Origin of the sequence: Aeromonas lacus (assembly GCF_000764665.1) — a bacterium.
In the GTDB taxonomy this organism is placed as follows: Bacteria; Pseudomonadota; Gammaproteobacteria; order Enterobacterales; family Aeromonadaceae; genus Aeromonas; species Aeromonas lacus.
Genome location: NZ_JRGM01000152.1, coordinates 1 through 1,009, shown reverse-complemented (window position 1 = coordinate 1,009; position 1,009 = coordinate 1). Strand labels below are relative to the sequence as shown.

Below are 1,009 nucleotides of genomic sequence, written 5' to 3'. Positions count from 1 at the left end.
TCTATCCACTATGCCAGAAAAAGGTAAACGCGGTCCCAAGAAAAAGTTAACCCCTGAACAAGAAAAAATGGCCGTTGAGTTCTACACAAAAGGCAAATACAGCTTTGCAGGTATTGGTGCAGTACTAGGTGTGTCGGATGAAACGATTCGCCGCGCAGTGCTTGAACACATGAACAAGTTAAACAAATAACGTATACGAAATACAAAGAACAATAACAACAAATGGAATTTCAATTCCATCTCAATAATAATAAAGACAGGTACACATGGAAATCAGAACAAATGCATTTGTGCAACGCATAATGCAAAACGAAGGTACAAAAGAATATCAACGCAAAATGCAGTCCTATCGTAAAGGACAGTTTTTTGTTTATAAATGCAGTGAAGGTTTCGACACTATCGGTTATGGGCACTTGTGCACACCTCAAGAAGTACAAGAGTACAAAAACGGTTTAAGCGAGCTGAAAGCCATTACTCTATTGCAACGGGACTTACTCGAAGCAGAGAACGATGCAAGGCGGTTGTTTGAGATCAATAGGCACTCACTGGAAGTGCAACAACTGCTAGTTGAGATGGTGTTCCAGCTTGGGGCAAATACAGCAAGTAAGTTCAAACAGTTCAAGGCTGCACTAGATGCCAAGGACTACAATCGAGCAGCACTAGAGCTCATTGACTCGCGTTGGTATAAGCAAACACCTAATCGCGTGCAGTTGCATGTAGATGTACTGCGCAAACAATAAGCAGTTGGTACTGAAATTCATACACTTCCTTATATAATATAAGCTTCCGTATGAATTTCAGTACCAAGCAACACAACAAAGGAGATTATATGGATATCAATGACGCAATGCCCAATTTCTATTCTTGCATCACAACAGAAGGTCGTAAGCTCAAGTACAACGAACCATCTTATGTTGCAAGTGTACGACTCCCTGTTTCTATGAGACAGGGCTTCAACGAATTCAAGCAACAATACAATATTGCAAAAGAACTCCAGAACGTAATGAAT

General features: G+C 40.4%; 3 protein-coding genes. All 3 read left to right on the top strand.

Features of this window, described 5'->3' with window-relative positions:
- The coding region (locus tag LG31_RS21295) for a helix-turn-helix domain-containing protein (protein WP_161785990.1) at positions 1-190 on the top strand (190 nt) is incomplete at its 5' end.
- Between the two features lie 76 nt (positions 191-266).
- Positions 267-740 carry a glycoside hydrolase family protein gene (locus LG31_RS0117535; protein ID WP_050513482.1) on the top strand — a complete coding sequence of 158 codons (474 nt, stop codon included), beginning with the start codon at positions 267-269 and terminating at the stop codon, positions 738-740.
- An 89-nt stretch (positions 741-829) separates the two neighbouring features.
- Positions 830-1,009, top strand: a 180-nt coding sequence (locus tag LG31_RS21690; RefSeq protein WP_033115701.1) for a hypothetical protein, incomplete at its 3' end; no start/stop codon positions are given.